Genomic DNA, 22,241 nt, shown 5'->3' on the forward strand with positions numbered 1-22,241 from the left:
TGCCGGGATAGCCCGATGCACCCGCTACGGAAAGGCCGCTCGCACAGCGGGCCGGCCGGCGCTATTCCGCCAGCACCACGCCTTCGCTGCGCGGATCGGCGGCGCCGCGCCAGCCATCGCCGATGCGTTCGATCGCGTTGAGCTTCGACGGCAGATCGGCCGCGACGACGGGCTGGCCGAAGCGGGCGAGCGCGGGGCGCATGGCATCGAGCGCGCTGCCCTGTTCCACCTGCAGCGCGCCGCCGCCGAAGAAGATGTTGGGCAGCGCGATCGCATCGGCCGCGGGCAGCTTCCAGTCGAGCACGCCGACCAGCGCCTTCATCACATGCATGATGATCCGCTTGCCGCCGGCGGACCCGATCGCCAGCACCACCTTGCCGTCCGGCCCGTAGACGATGGTGGGCGACATGGAGGAGAGCGGCCGCTTGCCGGGCTCCACCCGGTTGGCGACGGGGGCGCCATCCTTTTCCGGCGCGAAGGTGAAATCGGTCAGCTCGTTGTTGAGCACCATGCCCGAGGCGACGAGCTGGCTGCCGAACGGCCCTTCGACCGTGGAGGTCATCGTCACGACATCGCCGTCGCCATCGACCGCGACGAAATGGGTGGTGCCCGAAACCTCGCCGGAGACGGCGGCGGTGCGCGGCTCCGCCCCCGGCGGCACGCCCGGTTCGTAGGTGCCACGGGCATGATCGGGCGCGATCAGCGTGGAGCGGCGGGCGAGATAGTCGCGGTCGATCAGCCCCTGCAGCGGCACCGACACGAAATCGGTATCGCCCAGCCAGGTATCGCGATCGGCATAGGCAAGCTGCATCGCCTCGCCGATCAGGTGCCATGCCTCCGGGCTGTCCTTGCCGAGGGCGGCCAAGTCGAAGCGTTCGAGCATGCCGAGCATCTGGAGGATGGTGGTGGTGCCCGACGAGGGCGGCCCCATGCCGCAGACGCGATAGCCGCGATAGGCGCCGCACAGCGCCGGGCGTTCCTTCGCGCGATAGGCGGCGAGATCGGCGAGCGTGAGCGGCACGGGATTGACCGGCGCCTTGCTGACCGCATCGACGATCGCCTGGCCGTTCCTGCCGCCGTAGAAGGCATCCGGCCCACCGGCGGCGACATCGCGCAGCAGCTTCGCCAGCGCGGGATTGCGGATCAGGGTACCGACCGGGGGGGCCTTGCCGTCGCGGGCATAGATGGCGGCGATGCCGGGAAAATCCTTCCACAGCGGCGCGACATAGCCGGCAAACTGGCTCATCCGCGGCGTGACCTTGTAGCCGCCTTCGGCCAGCCGGATCGCGGGTTCGAACAATTTCGCCCAGGGCAGCCGGCCCCATTGGCGATGCGCCTCCGCCATCAGCCGGATATTGCCGGGCACGCCGACGGACTTGCCGCCGGGAAAGGCGGAAGCGAACGGCATCGGCCGGCCATCCTGCATGAAGCGATCGGGCGTGGCGGCGGCGGGCGCGGCCTCGCGCCCGTCGATCGTGGCGATGGCGCCGGTGCGGCCGTCATGATGGACGAGCAGGCCGCCGCCGCCGATGCCGGAGGATTGCGGCTCCACCACGCTCAGGGCCAGCATGATCGCCATCGCCGCATCGGTGGCGCTGCCGCCGGCGCGCAGCATCTCCCGCCCGGCCTCCGCCGCGCGCGGATCGGCGGCGGTGACGATGCCGCCCGCCGCATAAGCGGGGAGGGCCGCGGTAAAAATGGCGAAGAGCAGGAAAAGGCGCGCGATCATGCCACCAGCCTTAGAGCAGTCCCGCCCGGAAATGAAAGGGAGGCGCGCTCGGGGCTGTCGAGAAATCCGGCATCACCGGATTTGCCGGTAGCGAATCTCCAGACGGGCGCTCAGGCGTCCAGCTCGACATCCCAATAGAGCCAGTCCCGCCAGCTCTGGTGCAGATAGTTGGGCGGGAAGCTGCGGCCGTTTTCCTGGAGCTGCCAGGTGGTGGGGCGGATCGGTTCCTCCATCAGCGCCATATGCGCCTGGCGCGGCGTGCGGCCGCCCTTGCGGAGGTTGCAGGGCGCGCAGGCGGTGGCCACATTCTCCCACGTCGTCCGCCCGCCCTGGGCGCGGGGGATGACGTGATCGAAGGTGAGGTCGGTGGCGGCGCCGCAATATTGGCAGGTGAAGCGATCGCGCAGGAACAGGTTGAACCGGGTGAAGGCGGGATATTGCGATTGCCGGACATATTGGCGAAGGGCGATCACCGAGGGCAATTGCATCGCGAAATTGGGGCTGTGCACCTCGCGCTGATAGTAAGCGACGATATCGACGCGTTCGAGGAACACCGCCTTGATCGCCGTCTGCCAGGACCACAGGCTGAGCGGATAATAGCTGAGCGGCGTATAATCGGCATTGAGCACGAGCGCCGGGCAACTATCCGGATGGCGCAGGAGATCGGGATGGTACATGGAACGGACGGCCTCCCCGTGTGGCTGGAAGAGCCACCGGACGGCTTCGGTCCCGTCGCACTCGGGACGCGGAGGCCGAACCGGCTCGCGTCTCCCGACGTCGCGCTCCTAACCTCAAGAGCGTGACACCGTCATGACAACATCGTTCCCGACTCGTGGTCAAGAGCCGTTTTGCCGATGAGTCACGTAATTTCGCGTTTCGCGCCGAGCCCGACCGGCGCGCTGCATCTGGGCCACGCCTTCTCGGCGATCCGCGCGCATGATCTGGCGCGGGCGGCCGGCGGCCGCTTCCTGCTGCGCATCGAGGATATCGATCCCGGCCGCACGCGCGAGGAGCATGTGGCCGGAATATTGGGGGATCTGGCCTGGCTGGGGCTGCGCTGGGACGGCAATGTCGTCCGCCAGTCCGCCCGGCTCGGCCTCTATGCCGACGCGCTCGACCGGCTGAAGGCGATGGGCCTCGTCTATCCCTGCTTCTGCACCCGCGCAGAGATCGCCGCCAGCGCCGCGGCGCCGCACGGGCCGGCAGGCGCCGTCTATCCAGGCACCTGCCGCCATCTCGATCCCCAGGTCCGTGCCGCCCGCATGGCCGCCGAGCCGCACGCCTGGCGGATCGACATGGCGACCGCCATCGCCAGCGCCGGCCCGCTCGACTGGACGGACGAGACCGCCGGCACGGTGCCGGCAGTGCCGGGGGAGCAGGGCGACGTGGTGCTCGCCCGCAAGGACGCGCCGGTATCCTATCACCTCGCCGTCACCGTCGACGATGCCGCGCAGGGCGTGACGGACGTGGTGCGCGGCGAGGATCTGTTCGCCGCCACCCATGTCCACCGCCTGCTGCAGGCGCTGCTGGGCCTGCCGACGCCGCTCTACCACCATCATCCGCTGCTGACCGGGCCGGACGGCAAGAGGCTGGCCAAGCGCGACGGCGCGCCCGCGCTTGCCCTGATGCGCCAGCGGGGCATGGACGGCCACGCATTGGCCGCATCGCTGCGCGCCGGGGCAATCCCCGCTGGCATTCCCCCGGCAAGCGCCTAGAATGGCGGCATGTCCACTTTCCTGATCATCCTCATGATACTGGCCATGCTGGCGACGCTGGCGGCGCTGGTGCGCGGCATCGTCATCTTCCTGAAGACCACCGAGGCGGATCTGACGGGGAGCGGCCCCAATCTTTCCGGCCAGCGGCAGAACAGGATGATGCGCGCGCGCATCGGCTTCCAGGCGCTGGCGATCATCCTCATCATATTGTTCCTGCTGGTCGCCCGCGGCGGCTGAGCCCCGGCGGACGAGGCGGCATGGTAAAGCTCAACAGGATCTACACGCGCACGGGCGACGCCGGCACGACCGGGCTGGTCGATGGTTCGCGCGTGTCCAAGGCCGATCCGCGCATGGCGGCGATCGGCGACGTGGACGAGGCCAATTCGGCGATCGGCGTCGCGCTCCAGCACGTCGCCGACGAAAGCCATGCCGCCCTGCTCGGCCGCATCCAGAACGAGCTGTTCGATCTGGGCGCGGACCTCGCGACACCCGGCGAAGGCGATTTCGCACCCACCGAGATGGAATTGCGCATCGCCCAATCGCAGGTGGACCGGCTGGAGCGCGAGATCGACATGCTGAACGAGGGGCTGGCGCCGCTTCGCAGCTTCATCCTGCCGGCCGGCCCCGGCGCGGTCGCGCACCTCCACCTCGCCCGCGCCGTGGTGCGCCGGGCGGAGCGATCGGCGGTGGCGGCGGCGCGCGAGGTTGCGCTCAATCCGCGCGCGCTTGCCTATATCAACCGGCTTTCGGATCATCTGTTCGTGCTCGCCCGGCTGATCGCCTCCCACAATGGCGGCGACGTGCTGTGGCAGCCGGGGGCCACGCGCTAGCCGCCACGGCAGCGCATCCGGCCCCTGAGCCGGGCCATTCCCCATGCAACCATGCCGGCCGTGATCCGTTGGTCGGCCATGGGCTTGAGGCCATGCTGAGCGACGCGGCACGACAAACCCAGCCGCAGGACGATATCGCGACCCGTTTCCGGGCGGTGCGCGGATTGAGTCTTGCGCTGGCGGCGCCGCTTTCGGACGCCGATGCGACCGCGCAATCCATGCCGGAGGCATCGCCCGCCAAATGGCATCTGGCGCATACGAGCTGGTTCTTCGAAACCTTCGTGCTGCGCGACGCCGGCACCGGATATCGCCCGCGCGATCCGCGCTGGGCGCGTCTGTTCAACAGCTATTACGAGGCGGAGGGCGCGCGCCATCCGCGCGAGCGGCGCGGCATGCTGACCCGGCCCAGGCTGGACGAGGTGATCGCCTGGCGCGAGGCGGTGGACGAAGCGGTGATCGCCGCCCTGCCGGGGCTGGACGCCGCCATGCGCGACCGGGTGATGCTGGGCATCCAGCACGAACAGCAGCACCAGGAATTGCTGCTGACCGATATCCTCAACCTCTTCGCCGCCAATCCGCTCTGCCCGGCGATGTGGGAGGCGCGGCGCGATCCGCCCTCGCCGGCGCCCGATCCGATCAGGTGGATCGAAGGGCGCCACGGCATCGTCGAGATCGGCGCGGACGCGCGCAACGGCTTTGCCTTCGATTGCGAAGGGCCGCCCCATCCGGTGATGCTGACCCCGCATGCCCTGGCCGACCGACCCGTCACCAACGGCGAATGGCAGGCGTTCATGGCCGATGGCGGCTATGACCGGCCCGAACATTGGCTGGCGGACGGCTGGGCCTGGGTGCGGTCGCAGGGGATTTCGGCCCCGCTCTACTGGCGCCGGGCGGAAGACGGCGCGGGCTGGGCGAGCTTCGCGCTGGACGGGCTCCACCCCGTGCGGCCGGCGGCGCCCGTCACCCATATCAGCTATTATGAGGCGGACGCCTATGCCCGCTGGGCCGGCGCGCGCCTGCCGACCGAGGCGGAATGGGAAAGCGCCGCCGCGGCGATCGATCCCAATTCCGGCAACCAGCTGGACGAAGCCGGGCCGGTGCGGCCGCGCGCCGCAGGCGCCGGCGGGCCGGGGCTGAGGCAGATGTTCGGGGACGGGTGGGAATGGACCGCCAGCGCCTATCTGCCCTATCCGGGCTTCCGCCCCGCCCCCGGCGCGGTCGGCGAATATAATGGCAAGTTCATGTCCGGCCAGTGCGTGCTGAAGGGCGCGAGCTGCGCCACGCCGCGCGGCCATACGCGGGCATCCTACCGCAACTTCTTTTACCCCCATCAGCGCTGGCAGTTCACCGCATTGCGGCTGGCGAAGGATATCTGACATGGCCGCAACCGACCTGCTCGACCGCGCCGGCACGCTGCACGCGGCCTTCCGGGCCGACGTGATCGCCGGCCTTTCCGCCCGCCCGCGCGCCATCCCGGCGCGCTGGTTCTACGACCATCGCGGGTCCGAATTGTTCGAGGCGATCACCCGCCTGCCCGAATATTATCCGACGCGGGTGGAAACCGCGCTGCTGGCCGAACATGCCGGCGCGGTCGGCCGCATCGCCGGGCCGGGGCGCGCGGTGATCGAGTTCGGATCGGGATCGTCGGCCAAGACGCCGCACCTGCTGTCCGCCATCGCGCCCGCCGCTTATGTGCCGATCGACATTTCGGGCGATTTCCTGCGGCAATCGGCCGATGCGCTGGCGGCGGACTTTCCCGGCCTGCCGGTGATCCCGGTGGAGGCGGATTTCATGGCGCGGGTGGCGCTGCCCCGCGATGTCCGCCACCTGCCCAAGCTGGGCTTCTTTCCCGGATCGACGATCGGCAACATGGGGCCTGCGCACGGCGTGGACCTGCTGCGCGCCATGGCCGGCACGCTGGGCGAGGGCGCGATGCTGCTGATCGGCATGGACAGGGTGAAATCGCCCGCCATCCTGATCCCCGCTTATGACGATGCCGAAGGGGTGACGGCCGCGTTCAACCTCAACCTCCTCCACCGCATCAACCGCGAGCTGGACGGCGATATCCCCATCGCCGCCTTCCGCCATCGCGCGATCTGGAACGACGAGGCCGCGCGGATCGAGATGCATCTGGAGGCGATGGCGGACATAAGCTTCATCGTCGCCGGGCAACGCTTCGCCATGGCGGCGGGCGAGACCATCCATACCGAGAACAGCCACAAATATGATCCGCGCGGCGCCCGGCTTCTGCTGGCGGCGGGCGGCTGGACGCCGATGCGCGAATGGACCGACCCGGACGGGCTGTTCGCGCTGATCCTGGCCGAGGCGCGCCCGCCGGAAACCGCGCCCTGATCGCGATTGCGGCAGCCGGGCCGCGCCCCGGCTTCCCATCGCCGCCATCCTCCCCTATCCGCGAGGCCGATCAGACTGGAGGGAAGCGGACATGGACAGCATCGGCGTAATCGGCGCGGGCCAGATGGGGGCGGGCATCGCCCAGGTGGCGGCGCAGGCAGGATATAGGGTGTTCCTGTCCGACGTTTCGGCCGACGTCGCCGAAAAGGGCAAGGCGGGGATCGCCAGGATCCTCGCCAAGCAGGTGGAGAAGGGCAAGCTGGACGCGGGCGAGGCGGACGGCGCGATCGGCCGGATCGAACCGATCGGCGATCTCGCGCCCATGGCCGCCGCCGGCCTCGTCATCGAGGCGGCGACCGAGCGCGAGGACATCAAGCGCGTGATCTTCCAGAATGTCGGCAAGGTGCTGGCGGCGGATGCGGTGCTGGCGTCCAACACCTCCTCCATCTCCATCACCCGGCTGGCGCAGGCATCGATCGATCCGGCGCGCTTCATCGGCATGCATTTCTTCAACCCGGTGCCGCTGATGCCGCTGATGGAGGTGATCCGCGGCCTTGCGACCTCCGACGCGACCGTCGCCGTCGCCCAGGATTTCGCCAGGAAGGTGGGCAAGGAAACGGTGATCGCGCAGGATTCGCCCTGCTTCGTCGTCAACCGCATCCTGCTGCCGCTGCTGAACGAGGCATTCTTTGCCGTCGGCGAGGGCGTGGGATCGATCGTCGATATCGACAAGGGCGTGAAGCTGGGCCTTGGCCACCCTATGGGGCCGCTGACGCTGGCCGACATGATCGGCCTCGATACGATCCTGCTGATCCTGAGGGTGCTGCAGGAGGATTTCGGCGATCCCAAATATCGCCCGGCGCCGATCCTGGTGAAATATGTCGAGGCCGGCTGGCTGGGCCGCAAGACCGGACGCGGCTTCTACGACTATTCCGGGCCGGAGCCCGTGCCGACCCGCTGATCCGCGGAACCGGCATCGTGCGGCGTGGTGAGGTTCAGCCCCACCGCGCCCACGAGGATCAGGCCGACGCACAGCCACTGCGCGCCGTTCATCGGCTGGCGGAAGAAAGCGAGCCCGATCAGCGCGATCGCGACGATGCCGACGCCCGACCAGACCGCATAGGCGATACCCATCGGCACCCGCGTGAGCGTGATCGACAGCAGCCAGAAGCAGGCCGAATAAAGCGCGATCGAAGCGATCCCGAAGCCCGGCCGGGCAAAGCCTTCCGACGCCTTGAGGAGGGATGTTGCGGCGATCTCCAGCGCGATCGATCCGCCCAGCAATATCCATGGGTTCATGGGCCGTCCTCCTGCTCCGTCGCGCCGTCAGAGCATGGCGGCGGCAACGATGGCAAGCGGGACGAATTCAGCCCTGGCCGAAAACCGTGGGCGGGCGGCGGCCGAAGCTGGGGCGGCGCTGCATGAGGGGGCTGGCCTCGCGGTCGATCTGGGCGAGCGTTTCCTCGAACATCGGGCGCAGGCGGACGACATCGGGGATCAGCTCGTCCGGGGCCTGACGGGTCTCGACGCAGCGGCGGGCGACCTTTTCGATATGTTCGGAAAGCGCCGCCAGCGGTTCCGCCCCGAACTGGAGCGATTCGCCCTTCAGCGTATGCGCCGGGATCACGAGCGCGGTGGCGTTGCGGGCGCGCATCGCCTCCTCGATCGCCTGGATCGATTTCACGCCGTCTTCGCGGAAATAGCCGAGGATGCGGATGAAGCCCGCGCCAAGCTCGGTGCGCGCGCGCGAAAAGACGTCCCAGTCGACCAAAGCCAACGTCTCACCGGCCACTTGTCCGCTCCTCCATCGGCCATTTCCCCACGGCCAAACGCCCTGTTGCAGGAAATTCGTAAAGGCCGCGTTGACGGGGCGACGTGTTTTGTGGGCAGCGCCATCGACAATCCGCCGGATTATCGACCCATCTCAGCCCGTAACGATCAGGGCCTCGCCATCTTCCTCCACCTGCCAGCCATGCTGGGCGGCCAGCGCCGCCACCTCGCGCGGGGCGGCGGGATCGTCCGCAAGCAGGCGGACGGTGGCGCCGGGGCCGGCATCCCGCATCGCACGGGCCAGCCGCAGGGCCGGCCAGGGGCAGCGCATGCCCCGGGCATCGACCGCCAGGGCCATCAGGAATCGAACGGATTCTTCGGCGCGCGCAGCGTGAGGCGCACCGGCACCGCGCCGAAGCCGAGATCGCGGCGGATGCCGTTCATCAGATAGCGGCGATAGCTTTCGGGCAGCTCGTCCACCCGCGTGCCGAAGAGGATGAAACCGGGCGGGCGCGTCTTGGCCTGGGTGAGGTAGCGCAGCTTGATCCGCTTGCCGCCGGGGGCGGGCGGCGGATTCTTCTCGATCGCCTTTTCGAACCAGCGGTTGAGCTGGCCGGTGGAAACGCGGCGCGACCAGGCATCGCGCGATTCGAAGGCGACCTGGAGAAGCTGGTCGATCCCGCGCCCGGTGGCGGCCGAGACGGTGAGCAGCGGCAGGCCCTTCACCTGCGCCAGCCCCTCGTCCAGCGCGGTGCGCACGCCCTGGAACAGCGCCGGCGGATTTTCCGCCACGTCCCATTTATTGAGCGCGATGATGAGGGCGCGGCCTTCCTGCAGCACCTTGTCGGCGATGCGCAGGTCCTGCGCCTCCAGCCCCAGCGTGGCATCGAGCAGCAGCACGACCACCTCGGCGAAATCGACGGCGTGGAGCGCATCGGCGACCGAGAGCTTTTCCAGCTTGTCCTGCACGCGGGCGCGCTTGCGCATGCCGGCGGTGTCGATCAGGCGGACGGGGCGGACATTGCCTTCCGCATCGGTCCATTCCCAGTCGATCGCGATCGAATCGCGGGTGATGCCGGCCTCGGGACCGGTGATCATCCGTTCCTCGCCCAGCATGCGGTTGACGAGGGTGGACTTGCCGGCGTTGGGCCGGCCGACGATGGCGAGCTTCAGCGGGCCGGTGGGGCGGCCCTCCTCATCCTCGTCGTCCGCCGCCTCATCCTCCGCATCGTCCTCGCGATCGACATAGGGCAGCAGCGCGCTGAACAGATCGGCCAGCCCCTCGCCATGTTCGGCGCTGAACGGCACCGGATCGCCGAAGCCGAGCGCGAAGGATTCGAGCACGCCGCCCTCGCCCGCCTTGCCTTCGGCCTTGTTGGCGAGCACCACCACCGGCGTATCGCCGGCGCGCAGCCAACGGGCGATCTCCTCGTCCAGCGGCATCACCCCGGCGCGCGCGTCGATCAGGAAAAGGGCGACGTCGGCCGCATCGACCGCCGCTTCCGTCTGCCGGCGCATGCGGCCGGGCAGCGTATCGGGGTCCTCATCCTCGAAGCCGGCGGTGTCGATCACCCGGAATTCGAGGCCCAGCAGCGTGGCATCGCCTTCGCGGCGATCGCGCGTCACGCCCGGCCGGTCGTCGACAAGCGCGAGCTTCTTGCCGACGAGGCGGTTGAACAGGGTTGATTTGCCGACATTCGGCCGGCCGACGATCGCGACCACGGGAAGCTTGGACATTGTGCCCCCTTACCGACATTCGCGCGCCGGCGGGACTCAATTATGCGATCGGCGGCATCGCGCCCTCCCCGATGCCCTCGGGACACCGGAGAGCGGGCGATATCAGCGCCAGGCGGTCAGCGTGCCGTCCTCGGCCAGCACATAGAGCATGTTGTTGGCAACGATGGGGGAAAGATAGACAGGCCCGCCTGCCTTGCCCTTGGACTGCACCTTGCCGGTCGCCGGATCGACATAGGCAAGCTCGCCTTCCGTATTGGCGACGATCAGCCGGTTGCCCGCGAGGATCGGGCCGGTCCAGCTTACCGGGCCCTTCTTCGACTTCGCGCTGCGCCACCGTTCGAGCTGGCTGATCCAGCGGACCTTGCCGCTGGTGCGCGCGATGCACATCAGCCGCGCGTCATCGGTGACGACGAAGATCCAGTCGCCCGCCACCCAGGGGGTGGAGATGCCGGCGATGCTGAGTTCCCACATGCGCTGGCCGGTGTTGAGCTCCATCGCCACCATGCGGCCACCCTGGCCGACGGCATAGACGCGGCCCTGATCGATCACCGGATCGGCATCGATATCGGAAAGGCTGGCCACCGCGGTCGAGATGCTGGTGCGCGACAGCGCATCCTGCCAGACGATGCGGCCGTTTTCGTAGCGATAGGCGTTGAGCTCGCCCGAGGAGAAGCCGGCGACGACCGTGCCGGCCGCGGCGGCCGGGGCCGCGACGCCGAACACGCCGGCCAGTTCCAGTGTGCCGGCCTCGTTCCAGACGACCGATCCGTCCTCCGCCTTCAGCGCGAAGAGCTGGTTGTCCTGGCTGACGACATAGACATGGCCGTTGGCGACGGTGGGCGCGCCGCGCAGCGGGCCGCCGGGGCGCACCGTCCAGCCGATATTGCCGGTGGCGGCATCGAGCGAGGAGACATCGCCCAGCCCGGTCGTCGCATAGAGCCGGCCGGCTTCGTAGCTGACGCCGCCGCCGAACACGACCTTGCCGGACCGGCTTTCCTTTTGCTCCTCGCCCGACAGCTTCTTCGCCTGCGGGATCGCCTTCACCCACAATTCGCGCCCGCTGGCGGCATCGAGGGCATGGACGCGGCCACCGATATCCATCACGTAGAGCTTGCCGTCGGCCACCACCGGCGCGGCGGCAAGCCGCGCGCGCTTGGTGCTGCCGTCGATATGGGCGCGCCACGCCTCGGACAGGTTCTGGCCGAGCGCGACGTGGCTCAGCACCTTCCAGGCATTGCCGCCGGGCTGCGCCCAGGCATCGTTGGTCATCGGGCCCGGCACCTCGACAGGCGTGTCCGCCAGCGAGGCATCGACCTCGGCGCCCGTCTCATAAGTGAGGACGGGCGTGCGTTCGCCGAGCACGGCGGTCTTGGGCGCGGTTTTCTTGAATATTCCGCAGCCGCTGAGGCTGGCGAGGATCATCCCCGCGATCACGGCACGCTTCATGCTGGTCATTCCTTTGCGGCGCCCGGCGCCTTGACGGGGGCGGCAGGGGCTGCCGCATCGGCCCCGAGCGAAAGGGCGAGGCGCCCGGCGCGATCGCGGATCGAAGGGGGCACGCCCTCATCCTTCGCCATGGCCGCGAAGATCGGGCCGGCCAGGTCGGGCTTGCCCATCTTCATATAGGCGATGGCCGTCATCTCGCCGGCGCTGCCGAACCAGGGGTTGCCGGCTTCGGCCAGCGGCTTCAGCCGCGCGACCACCTGGGCGGGCGGCAGCGTATCGAATTCGGCGGCGGTCTGGCGGATGGTGGCGAGATCGCGGAACGGCTGCGGGATCGCCGGATCGGCGGCCACGGCCTGATAGCCGGCCGCCGCCGCCTTCACATCGCCGCGTTCCAGCGCGGAGGCCGCCTGGGCGAGCAAGGCCGCGCCGCGATAGGCGGGAATGCCTTCCTTCTGCACGGCTTCGAGCTTGGCCTTGGCGGCATTATGCTTGCCCTGCTCCAGATCGGTCAGGGCCTGCACCATCGCCTCGCTCGCGGCGTCGGCGGCAGTCTTCTGCCGGTGCTGCCAGTAGAGCCACCCGCCGAAGGCGACCAGCCCCACCACCACCGCAATGGCGACGAGGCGGCCATAAGTGCGCCAGAAGGTGCCGATCTGTTCGCGACGCAGTTCCTCATCCACCTCGCGGAAGAAGGCGTCTTCATTCTGGGGCTTCAGGGCCAAGCAGTCTCTCCAAGCATCGCGGCCGAATTATCGCGGGTCGCCTTCTTAGCGACGACTGAACCTGAACGAAAGCTGTGTTCAGCCTTTGGGCTGATAGGTCTGATCGATGCCGGGGAAGGCGCGCGCGCGCACCTCCTCGGCATAGGCGCCCGCCGCCGCATCGATGCGGGACGCCAGATCGTCATAACGCTTCACGAAGCGGGCGGTGCGTTCGAACATGCCGAGCATGTCGTCGATCACCAGCACCTGGCCGTCGCACCTGGCCGACGCGCCGATGCCGATCACCGGGCAGGAGACCTCCGCCGTCACCGCGACGGCCAGCGGCTCCACCACGCCTTCGACGACGATGGAAAAGGCGCCGGCATCGGCCATCGCGCGCGCATCGGCGATGATCTTCGAATGTTCGGCATTGCTGCGGCCGCGCGCGCCATAGCCGCCCAGCGCGTTCACCGCCTGCGGGGTAAGGCCGATATGGCCGACCACGGGGATGCCGCGTTCCTGCAGGAAGGCCACGGTGGGCGCCATCGCCTCGCCCCCTTCCAGCTTCACGCCGGCCGCGCCCGTTTCCGCCATCACGCGCGCGGCGGAGCGGAAGGCCTGATCGGGGCTCGCCTCATAGGTGCCGAACGGCATGTCGACGATCACCACCGAATGATAGCTGCCGCGCACCACGGCGGCGCCATGCGCGCACATCATGTCCAGCGTCACCGGCAGGGTGGAAGGCAGGCCGTAGATCACCTGGCCCAGGCTGTCGCCCACCAGCAGCATATCGCAATGCCGGTCGAGCAGCTGCGCCATGCGCGCCGTATAGGCGGTGAGCATGACGATCGGCTCCTTGCCCTTGCGCGCCTGGATCTGCGGCACCGTCATCCGCTTCATCGGCGCGGGCGTGGGGTGGGCGCGGCTGGTGGAGGTATCGAGGGTGAAGGTCGTGGACATGGGCGGGTGGTAGCCCCTGGCGGACCGCGCGGTCAAATCGTCGCAACCCCGATCGACGGCGCGGGCGGCGCCGGCTACAAGCGCGGGCACCAAGAACCATCGATCGGTCCCGCATGCGCGCCGCCCTGCTTATCCTGCCTCTGGCCCTGCTCGCGTCCGGCTGCGTCGCGCGGACGGCCGCCAATATCGTGACGCTGCCGGTGAAGGCGGTGGGCGCAGGTGTCGACGCCGTCACCACCAGCCAGGAGGAAGCGGACCGCAATCGCGGCCGCGAGATCCGCAAGCAGGAAGAGCGCGAGGCCAAGGAACGCAAGCGCGCCGAGAAGGAAGCCCGGAAACGCGCCCGCGAGCAAGGCCAGCCTTATTGAAGGGCCGGCCGGGTCAGCCGAACAGCGCCGCGTAGCGATCGGGCTTGAAGCCCACCGTCAGCCTGCCGTCCACATCCAGCACCGGGCGCTTGATCATCGACGGCTGCGCCAGCATCAGCGCGATCGCCTTTTCGGCGTCGATCCCTTCGCGATCGGCATCGGGCAGCTTGCGGAAGGTGGTGCCCGCGCGGTTCAGCAGCACCTCCCAGCCGAGATCGGCGACCCAGCGTTCCAGCGTGGCGCGATCGATCCCGGCGGTCTTATAGTCATGGAATTCCGCCGCGACGCCGTGCTGGGCCAGCCAGTCCCGCGCCTTCTTCATCGTGTCGCAATTCTTGATGCCGTAGATGGTGACGCCCACGCCGTTCCTCCGTGCCGATCGGATGCGGAGCCCTGCGCCAGCGCGGATGCGGCCGTCAATCCCCCGGCGGAGGCGCCGGCACCGGGAAGTAGGCGCGATAGGGCCGCGCTTCCTCCAGCACCCGCGCGAAGGACGGGCGATCCCGCAAGCGGCGGAAATAAGCGGCGAGCGCGGGATGGTCGCCGGTGAAGGGCTGCACCCATTCGGCATAGAAGAGCGCGGGCGCCGCCGAGCAATCCGCCAGCGAGAAGACATCGCCCACAGCCCAGGCCCGCCCGGCCAGCCGCTCCTCCAGCATGGCATAGGCCGTGCCGAGCGTGGCGCGGGCCTCCGCCACGCCATGCGGATCGCGCTTGTCCTCCGGCCGCAGATGGTCGCCGACGATGCGCTGCATCGGCAGCTCGACATAATGATCGAACAGCCGGTCCATCAGCCGCACCTCGATCGCCGCGGCGGCATCGGCCGGGATCAGCGGCGGCGCCGCCGCCCCGTGCCCATCGAGATATTCGATGATGATCGAGGATTCGGGGATCGCCCGCCCCGCCGCATCATCCGTCAGCACGGGAAAGCGGCACATCGGCCAGAGCGCCGCCAGCGCCGCCCGTTCCCCCGCGTCGCCGAGATCGACCTGCCGGGGCGTGAAGGGGACATCGCGCTCATACAGCGCCACCAGCACCTTCTGGCAGAAGGAGGAAAAGGGGTGGTAATGGAGCGTCAGCATCGCCGCCGCCTACCGAAGCCAGCCACGCCCGGCCGCCCGGCCCGAGAACCAGGCGAGCAGCGCCGCGACGAGGATGATGAAGATCGGGAACGGCACGGCCGCCGCCGCGCCGACCGTGCGCATGATCGGCGTCGCCAGGAAGGTCCAGCCGAACTGGACGATCGCGGCGGCCAGCGAGACCAGGAACAGGGGCTGCGCCCAGCGGCGCCGGACGATCAGCGCCACCGCGCCCGCCAGCCCGGCCCAGACGGCGATGGCATAGGCGCCCGTCACCCACACCGGCATCATCATCCAGATTTCCCGCTGCGCCGCCGGCAGTTGCGCCAGCGCATCGGCGGACATGCCGACCTGCGAGACATAGGCGAAGCAGCCCGCCCCCTCCCACAGCAAGGCAAGGACGGCGACCAGCCAATACCAGGCCGGCGGCTTCGTGGCGTCGAGACGATCCATCATGCGGCATCCCTCTCCCTGTTATTGGCAAGGAACCTGCGCGCGATGGGCGGCAAAGGCAATGCGGGGCTTGGCGGCAGCGCCAGTGCGCGGCGCCGTTGAAAACTGGGGTCCGAATGCCTTTTATGACCATCTACATGGTCGAGAACATGGCACGGACACGATCAGTCTGGCGGATGCCAAGGCCCATCTGAGCGAACTCGTCGACCGGGTGGAAGCGGGGATTCGATCGACATTACCCGGCGCGGCAGGCCGGTGGCACGGCTCACCGCCGTGGCCAGACCGCGCAAGCGGATCGACGCCGCCGCGCTGCGATCCCCGACGGCCGGGATGCCGAAATCCCAGAAGGCGGTCAATCTGGTGGGCGATGCGGGACGGCGACCGCTATCGATGCTTCATCTCGATACGTCGCTGATCGTCGCAGCGCTCTCCAACGAAGCAATGACACCGCATGTGCAGCCTGGTTGGCCGAACAGCGCCACCGTCCACACGCTCGACCATGGGCTTGCCAAAGCCGGTCCCGCTCTTGGCGTGCCGACGCCGCTGCTGGCCTGATCGAATAGCTCCGCTGAAGGATGCGAGCGCGGACGCCACCGAGGACATCCGCCTTACTCCCTTGCCTTCCCACGGCGACTTGCGCCGCCGAGTGGCGGGGGCGGATGTCCACCGGACACCCGCCCGATCCGCGTCACTCCCACTCGATCGTGCCGGGGGGCTTGGAGGTGTAATCGTAGGTGACGCGGTTGATGCCCTGGACCTCGTTGACGATGCGGGTCGCGACGCGGGCGAGGAAGGATGCGTCGAAGGGATAGATGTCGGCGGTCATGCCGTCCGTCGAGGTGACGGCGCGGAGCGCGCAGACCGAGTCGTAGGTGCGCCCGTCGCCCATCACGCCCACCGTCTTCACCGGCAACAGCACGGCGAAGGCCTGCCAGATCGCGTCGTAGAGGCCGGCGGCGCGGATTTCCTCGAGATAGATGGCGTCGGCCTTGCGCAGGATGTCGCAGCGTTCCTTGGTCACTTCGCCGGGGATGCGGATGGCGAGGCCCGGCCCCGGAAAGGGGTGGCGGCCGACGAAGATCTCCGGCAGGCCAAGCTCGCGGCCCAGCGCGCGGACCTCATCCTTGAACAGCTCGCGCAGCGGCTCGACCAGCTTCATGTTCATGCGTTCGGGCAGGCCGCCGACATTGTGGTGGCTCTTGATCGTCACCGAAGGCCCGCCGGTGAAGGAGACGCTTTCGATCACATCGGGATAGAGCGTGCCCTGCGCCAGGAATTCGGCGCCGCCGATCTTGCGGGCTTCCTCCTCGAACACGTCGATGAAGGTCTTGCCGATGAACTTGCGCTTCTTTTCCGGGTCCGTCTCGCCCTTGAGGCCGGAGAGGAACAGCGTCTCCGCGTTCACGTGGACGAGCGGGATGTGATAATGCTCGCGGAACAGGCTGACGACCTGATCGGCCTCGCCCATCCGCATCAGGCCATGATCGACGAACACGCAGGTGAGCTGATCGCCGATCGCCTCGTGGATCAGCACCGCCGCCACCGCCGAATCGACGCCGCCGGAAAGGCCGCAGATCACCTTGCCCGAACCCACCTGTTCGCGAATCTCGGCGATCTTGGCCGCGCGGAACTCGGCCATCGTCCAGTCGCCGGCCAGCCCGCAGACATGGCGGGCGAAATTGGCGATCAGCTTGGCGCCGTCGGGCGTGTGGACGACCTCCGGGTGGAACTGCACGCCGTAGAAGCGGCGGCTCTCATCCGCCGTAACGGCGAAGGGCGCGCCTTCCGATGCGGCGACCGGCACGAAGCCCGCCGGCAGCGCATCGACCTTGTCGCCATGGCTCATCCACACCTGATGGCGCTCGCCTTCCTTCCACAGGCCGTTGAACAGGCCGCATTCCTTCGTCACCTCGATGAAGGCGCGGCCGAATTCGCGATTGTCGGACGATGGCGACACCGATCCACCGAGCTGCGCGCACATCGTCTGCTGGCCGTAGCAGATGCCGAGGATGGGGATGCCGGCCTCAAAGAAATGCTGGGGCGCGCGCGGGCTGCCCATCTCGGCAACCGAGGCCGGGCCGCCGGACAGGATGATGCCCCTTGGCTTCAGCCGTTCGAAAGCCTCGGCCGCCGCGTTGAACGGCGCGATTTCGGAATAGACGCCGGCCTCGCGGACCCGGCGGGCGATGAGCTGCGTCACCTGGCTGCCGAAATCGACGATCAGGATGCAGTCACTGGGATGGGCGGTGGAATGGGCTGTCATGGCCGCGCGATAAAGATATGGCCCGCCGCTGTCCAGCCGTTGCGCCCGCGCCGGGCGCCGGCCGCACGCAGGCGGGTGGCGTCAGCGGATCGCCAGCTCGTTGCCCAGCTGGACGAAATCGACCTGGCCGGCGCGCGCGCCGCACAGGAAGCTGCGGCGATCGGCGGCGGCAGGCCCGGTCTCCACCACGCCCTGCACCTGCCAGCCCTCACCGTCGCGACTCACCCGGCTGATATCGGTGACGCGGGCATCGGTGGAGATGCGGCCCGCCTGCCGTTCGGCCGCCGCCGCACAGGCATCGGCCGCCTCATCCTGCGCGGCGGTATCGGCGCGGTCATCGGCCTGGCCGCGGCCGCGATCGCCGTTCCAATCCGCATCGCCATCGTCGCGATTCGAATCGCGCGTGCCGAAGCCGTTGGTGGCGACCGCCGCGATGCCGCCGGCCACGACGGCGCCCAGCAGGAAATCGCCGAAATCGAATCCGTTGCCGCGATGATGGCGATAGCCGCCGCCATGGCCGTAGCCGGGGCGCGGATAGCCCCAGCCATGTCCCGGCCGCGCCATTGCCGGCATCGACGTCGCCAGCATCGCCGCCGCCACGCCCAATCCGATCACCGCCTTGATTCTCGCCATCGTCATTTCATCCCGTTGATCGGGCGCTTCTAGCCCAGCCGCGCTGTCAACGCGATGAACGGCGGGCGGGGGGACGGCCCGACTATTTCGCCCGGAACGACGTTTTATTAACCACTTCATCCTAGCGATCGGGAAATAACATTTCGGAATCGCGCCTTATGCCCAGACGGATCCGCTCGCTCCTCGCCTCGCTTCGCGATGAAGTGCAGCTTTATGCGACCGAAAGCGCCCGGCTTGCCGGCCGGACGAACCTGCTCGCGCTCAACGCCACGATCGAGGCGGCGCGTTCGGGCGAGGCGGGACGCGGCTTCTCCGTGGTGGCGCAGGAGGTGAAGGCGCTCGCCAACCAGGCGCGGGCCAGTTCGCTCGCCTTCCGGGCCGAGGTGCTCGACCGGCTGGCCAAGGCGGCCGGCATCGCCGACGAGATGGTGGCCGAGATCGAGGGCGCACGCCTCGTCGATCTGGCCGAAGCGATCATCTACAATGTCGGCCGCACCATCCAGGCCCGCAGCAGCGACCTGCGCATGCTCGCCACCGATCCGGCGGTGATCGCGGCGGTGGCGGACCCGTCGCCCGAAAAGGCGGCCGCCGCCAATGCCCGGCTGCGGGGGCTGATGCGCTATTCCAGCGATTATCTGAACGCCTTCGTCGCCAATGCCGAAGGCCGCATCTTCCTTTCCGCCGACGAGGAGGCCCGCGTGCAGGCCGCCGACGTGCGCGAGGCGCCGCAGTTCCGCAAGGCGATGGCCAGCCGCCGGTCGGACGACTGGTTCACCGACGAGGTGTGGCAGAATCCCTGGTCGGACCATCAGGCCGTGCTGATCTTCGCAGCCGGCATCCGCGCCGATCCGGAGCGCGAAGGCCCGGCGATGGGCGTGCTCTATCTGGAATATGATTGGGAACGGAAAATCGGCGAGCATATCGGCGGCATGGACACGGCGGACAATGGCCGCCGCCGGGTGAGCCTGGTCGACGACCAGGGCCGCGTGGTCGCCTCCTCCTGGGGCGCGCGCTTCGGCGAGGCGATGGCGGTGGACGCCAGCCGGCCGATCGGCCTGTCCTCGCAAGACGACGCGATCATCGCCCATGCGCGCTCCGCGCCGGGCGACGGGCTGAGCCTGCACTGCGTGATCGAGCAACGACTTATGACCGAGGCGGAGGTTCAGGCCGCCATCGCGGGCGACGGGCAGAGAATCGCCGCCTGAGGTGCCGGCGGAGTTGGGGAACTCCGCCGGCATTTGTCTTGTCCGAACCCCGGCTGCCAGTCCTTCCGAACCTGCCAGCGGACGGTGCGGGAATCGGTGCTCTCCACGCGATTGCCGGCTCCATCGCGGGCGGGCTTGTAGCGGCCGCGCTTCATCGTCGGGGCGCAGGCATGCCGATCCAGCTCGGGATGCTGGCTCGGCGTCGGCACCACGCAGCCGGTGATCCGCCCCTTGGCGGAAATCGTGAGCACCATCCGGGAGACGGCGATCTCCTCCCGAGCCAGGAGACCGCGGGGCAGATCATCCGTCGTCACCCACATGCCGGGATTGCCCGTGGCCTTCGGCGACGTCGCGATGTCCGGCGATTGCCGCCCGAGCCGAAGCCGGCAAGAGCAGGCAACCCGCAATGATGCCGAATATCGCCCTCATGCGTCCCCCTCCGCCGGATATCCGGCGGCGATCGCCGCAATGGCAACGCCGCCGCGACGATCCCGCCGGGCCGGCCCCGCACCTAGAACCGCGCCCTGACGCCGCCGTAGAAGGCGCGGCGTTCGACCGGATAATAGATGGCCGCGGCGTCGGTCGCCTGCACCACGGCGGAGATGTCGCCGATGGCGTGCCTGTTCGCGAGGTTGCGGGCGTCGAGGAACAGGGTGATCCCGTCGCGGAGCCCGGCTTCGGCGCCAAGGCCGATCAGCGCATAGCCGCCCGTGCGGGTGCCGTTCCCATAATCCGCCCACGCCCCCTGCGGCAGCCATTCGACATTGGGGGTGACGGAAAGGCGATCCGTGCCCAGGCGGAGATCGGCGCGATAGAGGTGCTTCGCCACCACCGGCAAGCGATTGCCGCCGTAGATGGCGTCATGGCGGAAACGGAAATCGTTGAGCTGATAGGCCTGCCGCAGCCGCGCCCAGGGGGCGAGATCCAGTTCCAGCGACGCCTCGATCCCCTGATGGCGGGTCTTGTCGGCATTGAAGGTGGCGGCGGGAATATCCTGCGAGGTGGTGAATTGCAGCATCTCCCCCTTCACGTCGGCGCGGTAGAGGCTGATATCCCATGCCGCGATGCCGATCCGGCCGCGCGTGCCGACCTCGATCGTCCAGGCGCGCTGGGGATCGAGATCGACGAAGCCGGGCGCGCCGCCAAAGGGGGCCTGGGCCAGCTCGGCAAAGCCCGGCAATTCCACCGAGCGGCTGTAATTGGCATAGACCTGCACGTCGGGCCGCGCTTCCCACAACAGGCCGAATTTGGGCGCGAAGGCATCGAAATCGGCGTCCCCGCTGCGGGCCGGCGCCATATGGTTGGCGATCTTGCGCTCCCCATGGGTCTGCACGCCCCCGGCGATCAGCCAGAGGCCGGGCATCGGCGCGATCCGAAGCTCGCCATAGCTGTCGATCGTCGTCGCCGTCTGCCGCGCATCGGCGGTCTGCGCGCCGCGCTTGCCGGCGACATTGCGATATTGCCGCGCCGCCACCGTGCCGAAGCGCGCGGTGGTGCCGATCACCGCCTCGACCGGTAGGCCCGCCAGGGTGCCCGCCCAGTCGATCCGGGCGAAAAGCCCGCGATCCTGCGATTTCTGGTCGATCAGCTCATAGATCGGATGGACCAGTTCCTTGACGTTCCAATAGCCGCCGAAGGCGAGGCTGGCAGAGCCGAGATCGACGGTGGTGCGGTTCTGGAGGCGAAGCGAATCCAGGTTGCGCGCCTGATCGCCCGCAAGGCTGGATGCGGCCGCCTGCTTCGGATGGTCCAGCGCATCCGCCATGGCGAGCGCGCCGGGCAGCTTCTGGTCGATATTGTTGACGCTGGCGTAGAAGCGCGTTTCGATCCGGTCGTCCAGCCGGATGCCGACATTGCCATTGAAGCGGACGGCCCTGCGATCGGCATGATCGCGGTCGCCATCGGAACGATCGCCGGTGAGCGCGAACCAGGCATCCGCCCGTTCCGTCGCGAAGCCGGCGGCGACCTTGCCGCGCACGGTGCCGAAGCTGCCGCCGTCCACCCGCATCTCCACCCCCGGCGCGGACCGGCCGGTGGGCGTGACCGCATTGATGCCGCCGCCCAGCGTGGACGATCCCAGCCGCAGCGCGTTGGCGCCCCGGAAGATTTCGATATGCTGGAAGACCTGCGGATCGAGTTCCTGGAAATCGCCATTATTGTCGGCGAGGTTGATGGGCACGCCATCCTGGAACAGCATCAGCCCGCGCATATGATAGCCGCGGCTGAGGCCGGAGCCGCGCACCGATATCCGCACCTCCTGCCCGAAGCGCGGCTGGGTGTAGACGCCGGGCGCGAAGGCCAGCGCATCGCGCAGCGATACGGCCAGCCGATCCTCGAAATCGGCGGCCGGCACCACGCCGCTGCCGCCCGGCACGCGGGCGACATCGGCCCTGGCATCGGCGATGGCGGAAGCGGCGGTGACGATGATGGTGCCGCGATCGCCCTCATCCTCGGCAAGAGCGGGCGTGGCGATAATGGCGGCGATGGCGAGCAGAGACGCGCGGCCGGCCGCGCGGGAAGAAAAAGACATGGAATATCCCTGATTTCCGGGCGCGCGCGAAAGGCGGCGCCCAGCCGATAGGACCATGGAGCCGCGCAACGGCGCGCGCCCACGGCGGTGACGGACATCAGCGGATGGTGGGCGGCCCGGTGGGCGGCGGTGGCGGGGCGGCGAGGCCCCGGCCGATGGCGACGGCGGGAACGGCAAGGACGGCCGCGACGGGCGCCGCGAACAGGACCGGCGGCGCGACCGGCAGATCGGGCGTGAGCAATGCCGCGCCCAGCCCCGCGAAAACGCAGGGTTCGGCGCCCTTGCCGGTTTCGCCGGGCGCCTTCTTGTGGATGGTGCCGTCATCGGCCACCCAGGCTTCGACGGCGCCGGTGCCGGTGCAGAGCGTGATGGCGCGGCCGTCGACCGAAGGCATCCAGCCCGCCGGCACCAGCACGCGCATGGCGAGCGCCAGCAGCAGGAGCGCCACGGCGATCTCGCCGCGGAAGGTG

Annotated in this window: 26 protein-coding genes; 9 read left to right on the forward strand and 17 right to left on the reverse strand. The window is 68.9% G+C overall.

Going from position 1 to position 22,241, the window contains the following annotated elements:
• Positions 1-61 precede the first annotated feature (61 nt).
• Positions 62-1,729: a gamma-glutamyltransferase gene (ggt, locus tag G432_RS08950; RefSeq protein WP_015458499.1), complete on the reverse strand. Its 1,668-nt coding sequence runs from the start codon at positions 1,727-1,729 to the stop codon at positions 62-64.
• A gap of 110 nt (positions 1,730-1,839) precedes the next feature.
• On the reverse strand, positions 1,840-2,406 hold the full coding sequence (locus G432_RS08955; RefSeq protein WP_015458500.1) for an HNH endonuclease: 567 nt from the start codon (positions 2,404-2,406) through the stop codon (positions 1,840-1,842).
• A gap of 177 nt (positions 2,407-2,583) precedes the next feature.
• Here G432_RS08955 and gluQRS point away from each other — a divergent pair, with 177 nt between their 5' ends.
• From gluQRS to G432_RS08985, 6 genes are all read left to right on the forward strand, one after another.
• Complete coding sequence (gene gluQRS, locus G432_RS08960; RefSeq protein WP_015458501.1) at positions 2,584-3,444, forward strand: tRNA glutamyl-Q(34) synthetase GluQRS; 861 nt, start codon at positions 2,584-2,586, stop codon at positions 3,442-3,444.
• A 9-nt stretch (positions 3,445-3,453) separates the two neighbouring features.
• Positions 3,454-3,681, forward strand: a complete 228-nt coding sequence (locus tag G432_RS08965; protein ID WP_015458502.1) for a twin transmembrane helix small protein — start codon at positions 3,454-3,456, stop codon at positions 3,679-3,681.
• Positions 3,682-3,701: 20 nt separating this feature from the next.
• Positions 3,702-4,274 (forward strand): cob(I)yrinic acid a,c-diamide adenosyltransferase, encoded by a 573-nt coding sequence (locus G432_RS08970; protein WP_015458503.1) that lies wholly within the window; start codon positions 3,702-3,704, stop codon positions 4,272-4,274.
• A 92-nt stretch (positions 4,275-4,366) separates the two neighbouring features.
• The gene (gene egtB, locus G432_RS08975; RefSeq protein WP_041865283.1) at positions 4,367-5,650 is read left to right on the forward strand and encodes an ergothioneine biosynthesis protein EgtB; all 1,284 of its coding nucleotides are present in this window, start codon (positions 4,367-4,369) and stop codon (positions 5,648-5,650) included.
• Position 5,651: 1 nt separating this feature from the next.
• Positions 5,652-6,626, forward strand: a complete 975-nt coding sequence (gene egtD, locus G432_RS08980; protein ID WP_015458505.1) for an L-histidine N(alpha)-methyltransferase — start codon at positions 5,652-5,654, stop codon at positions 6,624-6,626.
• A 91-nt stretch (positions 6,627-6,717) separates the two neighbouring features.
• Positions 6,718-7,587 carry a 3-hydroxyacyl-CoA dehydrogenase NAD-binding domain-containing protein gene (locus G432_RS08985; RefSeq protein WP_015458506.1) on the forward strand — a complete coding sequence of 290 codons (870 nt, stop codon included), beginning with the start codon at positions 6,718-6,720 and terminating at the stop codon, positions 7,585-7,587.
• Here the strand turns inward: G432_RS08985 and G432_RS08990 are convergent.
• The 7 genes from G432_RS08990 to panB all read right to left on the reverse strand — a co-directional run bounded on the left by G432_RS08990 (position 7,554) and on the right by panB (position 13,240).
• Positions 7,554-7,925 carry a DMT family transporter gene (locus tag G432_RS08990; protein ID WP_015458507.1) on the reverse strand — a complete coding sequence of 124 codons (372 nt, stop codon included), beginning with the start codon at positions 7,923-7,925 and terminating at the stop codon, positions 7,554-7,556. The two genes, G432_RS08985 and G432_RS08990, sit on opposite strands and share 34 nt — an antisense overlap.
• A 67-nt stretch (positions 7,926-7,992) precedes the next feature.
• Positions 7,993-8,418, reverse strand: a complete 426-nt coding sequence (locus tag G432_RS08995) for an Hpt domain-containing protein (RefSeq protein ID WP_015458508.1) — start codon at positions 8,416-8,418, stop codon at positions 7,993-7,995.
• 132 nt (positions 8,419-8,550) lie between these two features.
• Positions 8,551-8,754 carry a sulfurtransferase TusA family protein gene (locus G432_RS09000; protein WP_015458509.1) on the reverse strand — a complete coding sequence of 68 codons (204 nt, stop codon included), beginning with the start codon at positions 8,752-8,754 and terminating at the stop codon, positions 8,551-8,553.
• On the reverse strand, positions 8,754-10,133 hold the full coding sequence (der, locus tag G432_RS09005) for a ribosome biogenesis GTPase Der (protein ID WP_015458510.1): 1,380 nt from the start codon (positions 10,131-10,133) through the stop codon (positions 8,754-8,756). Before der ends, G432_RS09000 begins: the two co-directional genes overlap by 1 nt.
• Before the next feature lie 102 nt (positions 10,134-10,235).
• Complete coding sequence (locus tag G432_RS09010) at positions 10,236-11,579, reverse strand: PQQ-like beta-propeller repeat protein (protein ID WP_015458511.1); 1,344 nt, start codon at positions 11,577-11,579, stop codon at positions 10,236-10,238.
• A 5-nt stretch (positions 11,580-11,584) separates the two neighbouring features.
• A complete protein-coding gene (locus tag G432_RS09015; RefSeq protein WP_015458512.1) occupies positions 11,585-12,301 on the reverse strand; it encodes a tetratricopeptide repeat protein in 717 nt (238 codons plus the stop codon).
• A 78-nt stretch (positions 12,302-12,379) separates the two neighbouring features.
• Positions 12,380-13,240, reverse strand: coding sequence for a 3-methyl-2-oxobutanoate hydroxymethyltransferase (panB, locus tag G432_RS09020; RefSeq protein WP_015458513.1), 861 nt, complete (start codon positions 13,238-13,240; stop codon positions 12,380-12,382).
• Between the two features lie 113 nt (positions 13,241-13,353).
• Here panB and G432_RS09025 point away from each other — a divergent pair, with 113 nt between their 5' ends.
• Positions 13,354-13,608 carry a hypothetical protein gene (locus tag G432_RS09025; protein ID WP_015458514.1) on the forward strand — a complete coding sequence of 85 codons (255 nt, stop codon included), beginning with the start codon at positions 13,354-13,356 and terminating at the stop codon, positions 13,606-13,608.
• A 13-nt stretch (positions 13,609-13,621) separates the two neighbouring features.
• On the opposite strand, the gene G432_RS09030 is transcribed toward G432_RS09025, so the two are convergent.
• The 3 genes from G432_RS09030 to G432_RS09040 are packed head-to-tail and all read right to left on the reverse strand — an operon-like array spanning position 13,622 to position 15,143.
• Positions 13,622-13,969: an ArsC family reductase gene (locus tag G432_RS09030; protein WP_015458515.1), complete on the reverse strand. Its 348-nt coding sequence runs from the start codon at positions 13,967-13,969 to the stop codon at positions 13,622-13,624.
• Between the two features lie 55 nt (positions 13,970-14,024).
• The gene (locus G432_RS09035) at positions 14,025-14,690 is read right to left on the reverse strand and encodes a glutathione S-transferase family protein (RefSeq protein ID WP_015458516.1); all 666 of its coding nucleotides are present in this window, start codon (positions 14,688-14,690) and stop codon (positions 14,025-14,027) included.
• 9 nt (positions 14,691-14,699) lie between these two features.
• Positions 14,700-15,143 carry a hypothetical protein gene (locus tag G432_RS09040; RefSeq protein WP_015458517.1) on the reverse strand — a complete coding sequence of 148 codons (444 nt, stop codon included), beginning with the start codon at positions 15,141-15,143 and terminating at the stop codon, positions 14,700-14,702.
• Positions 15,144-15,413: 270 nt separating this feature from the next.
• On the opposite strand from G432_RS09040, the gene G432_RS24075 reads away from it, so the two are divergent.
• A complete protein-coding gene (locus tag G432_RS24075; RefSeq protein WP_236626878.1) occupies positions 15,414-15,695 on the forward strand; it encodes a hypothetical protein in 282 nt (93 codons plus the stop codon).
• Between the two features lie 133 nt (positions 15,696-15,828).
• Here the strand turns inward: G432_RS24075 and guaA are convergent, their stop codons facing one another.
• Both guaA and G432_RS09055 read right to left on the reverse strand, forming a co-directional pair.
• Entirely contained in the window at positions 15,829-17,403 is a 1,575-nt protein-coding gene (guaA, locus tag G432_RS09050) for a glutamine-hydrolyzing GMP synthase (protein ID WP_015458519.1), read from the reverse strand.
• A gap of 81 nt (positions 17,404-17,484) precedes the next feature.
• On the reverse strand, positions 17,485-18,036 hold the full coding sequence (locus G432_RS09055) for a hypothetical protein (protein ID WP_015458520.1): 552 nt from the start codon (positions 18,034-18,036) through the stop codon (positions 17,485-17,487).
• A 158-nt stretch (positions 18,037-18,194) separates the two neighbouring features.
• Here G432_RS09055 and G432_RS09060 point away from each other — a divergent pair, with 158 nt between their 5' ends.
• Positions 18,195-19,241 carry a methyl-accepting chemotaxis protein gene (locus G432_RS09060; RefSeq protein ID WP_015458521.1) on the forward strand — a complete coding sequence of 349 codons (1,047 nt, stop codon included), beginning with the start codon at positions 18,195-18,197 and terminating at the stop codon, positions 19,239-19,241.
• Here the strand turns inward: G432_RS09060 and G432_RS09065 are convergent.
• From G432_RS09065 to G432_RS09075, 3 genes are all read right to left on the reverse strand, one after another.
• Positions 19,199-19,561: an energy transducer TonB gene (locus G432_RS09065; RefSeq protein ID WP_051128720.1), complete on the reverse strand. Its 363-nt coding sequence runs from the start codon at positions 19,559-19,561 to the stop codon at positions 19,199-19,201. The genes G432_RS09060 and G432_RS09065 overlap by 43 nt on opposite strands.
• 191 nt (positions 19,562-19,752) lie before the next feature.
• Positions 19,753-21,771: a TonB-dependent receptor family protein gene (locus tag G432_RS09070; protein WP_015458523.1), complete on the reverse strand. Its 2,019-nt coding sequence runs from the start codon at positions 21,769-21,771 to the stop codon at positions 19,753-19,755.
• Between the two features lie 97 nt (positions 21,772-21,868).
• Positions 21,869-22,219, reverse strand: a complete 351-nt coding sequence (locus G432_RS09075) for a hypothetical protein (RefSeq protein ID WP_236626879.1) — start codon at positions 22,217-22,219, stop codon at positions 21,869-21,871.
• Positions 22,220-22,241: the final 22 nt, after the last annotated feature.

Origin of the sequence: Sphingomonas sp. MM-1, from assembly GCF_000347675.2 — a bacterium.
Classification (GTDB): domain Bacteria; phylum Pseudomonadota; class Alphaproteobacteria; order Sphingomonadales; family Sphingomonadaceae; genus Sphingomonas_E; species Sphingomonas_E fennica.

Coding starts and splice junctions, on each gene's coding strand:
- G432_RS09000 (WP_015458509.1), bottom strand. CDS start 8,754: ATGGCCCTGGCGGTCGATGCCCGGGGCATGCGCTGCCCCTGGCCGGCC.
- G432_RS09065 (WP_051128720.1), bottom strand. CDS start 19,561: ATGTGGGTGACGACGGATGATCTGCCCCGCGGTCTCCTGGCTCGGGAG.
- G432_RS08970 (WP_015458503.1), top strand. CDS start 3,702: ATGGTAAAGCTCAACAGGATCTACACGCGCACGGGCGACGCCGGCACG.
- guaA (WP_015458519.1), bottom strand. CDS start 17,403: ATGACAGCCCATTCCACCGCCCATCCCAGTGACTGCATCCTGATCGTC.
- egtD (WP_015458505.1), top strand. CDS start 5,652: ATGGCCGCAACCGACCTGCTCGACCGCGCCGGCACGCTGCACGCGGCC.
- G432_RS08955 (WP_015458500.1), bottom strand. CDS start 2,406: ATGTACCATCCCGATCTCCTGCGCCATCCGGATAGTTGCCCGGCGCTC.
- G432_RS09035 (WP_015458516.1), bottom strand. CDS start 14,690: ATGCTGACGCTCCATTACCACCCCTTTTCCTCCTTCTGCCAGAAGGTG.
- ggt (WP_015458499.1), bottom strand. CDS start 1,729: ATGATCGCGCGCCTTTTCCTGCTCTTCGCCATTTTTACCGCGGCCCTC.
- G432_RS08965 (WP_015458502.1), top strand. CDS start 3,454: ATGTCCACTTTCCTGATCATCCTCATGATACTGGCCATGCTGGCGACG.
- G432_RS08985 (WP_015458506.1), top strand. CDS start 6,718: ATGGACAGCATCGGCGTAATCGGCGCGGGCCAGATGGGGGCGGGCATC.
- G432_RS09055 (WP_015458520.1), bottom strand. CDS start 18,036: ATGGCGAGAATCAAGGCGGTGATCGGATTGGGCGTGGCGGCGGCGATG.
- panB (WP_015458513.1), bottom strand. CDS start 13,240: ATGTCCACGACCTTCACCCTCGATACCTCCACCAGCCGCGCCCACCCC.
- G432_RS09010 (WP_015458511.1), bottom strand. CDS start 11,579: ATGAAGCGTGCCGTGATCGCGGGGATGATCCTCGCCAGCCTCAGCGGC.
- egtB (WP_041865283.1), top strand. CDS start 4,367: ATGCTGAGCGACGCGGCACGACAAACCCAGCCGCAGGACGATATCGCG.
- G432_RS09070 (WP_015458523.1), bottom strand. CDS start 21,771: ATGTCTTTTTCTTCCCGCGCGGCCGGCCGCGCGTCTCTGCTCGCCATC.
- gluQRS (WP_015458501.1), top strand. CDS start 2,584: ATGAGTCACGTAATTTCGCGTTTCGCGCCGAGCCCGACCGGCGCGCTG.
- G432_RS09025 (WP_015458514.1), top strand. CDS start 13,354: ATGCGCGCCGCCCTGCTTATCCTGCCTCTGGCCCTGCTCGCGTCCGGC.
- G432_RS08990 (WP_015458507.1), bottom strand. CDS start 7,925: ATGAACCCATGGATATTGCTGGGCGGATCGATCGCGCTGGAGATCGCC.
- G432_RS09040 (WP_015458517.1), bottom strand. CDS start 15,143: ATGATGGATCGTCTCGACGCCACGAAGCCGCCGGCCTGGTATTGGCTG.
- der (WP_015458510.1), bottom strand. CDS start 10,133: ATGTCCAAGCTTCCCGTGGTCGCGATCGTCGGCCGGCCGAATGTCGGC.
- G432_RS09060 (WP_015458521.1), top strand. CDS start 18,195: ATGCCCAGACGGATCCGCTCGCTCCTCGCCTCGCTTCGCGATGAAGTG.